The following is a 346-nucleotide window of genomic DNA, read 5'->3' on the forward strand; positions in this document are numbered from 1 at the left end:
CGCGTGACTTTGCCCGTCGCGTACAGGAAGTGATGGGCCGTGAGCCGCTCTTGATCGAAGGCAGCGAAATGACCCGCCGCGTGGGCTGGTGCACCGGCGGTGGCCAGGGTTATATCGACCAGGCGGTGGCTGCCGGTGTCGACCTGTACCTGAGATGCCGGTGGAGCGCGATGCCAGCGCCACGCGCAAATCGTCCAGTCCGGTGGGTTTGAACAGACACCCGTCCATCCCGGCTTGCCGACAGCGCTCGGCTTCCTCGGGCTGGGCATTGGCGGTGAACCCCAGGAGCAGGCAAGGCGCCAGGCCGCGCTCACGCTCAAGTGCACGGATGTCCTGTGCCAACTGG

At 66.5% G+C, this 346-nt stretch carries 1 protein-coding gene; it reads left to right on the plus strand.

The genetic code is table 11. The features are described 5' to 3' along the window. On the plus strand, positions 1–212 hold a 212-nt coding region (locus AC0L3B_RS38765; RefSeq protein ID WP_473382962.1), incomplete at its 5' end, for a Nif3-like dinuclear metal center hexameric protein. Positions 213–346 lie beyond the last annotated feature (134 nt).

The organism is Bradyrhizobium sp. Kon56 (assembly GCF_055807635.1).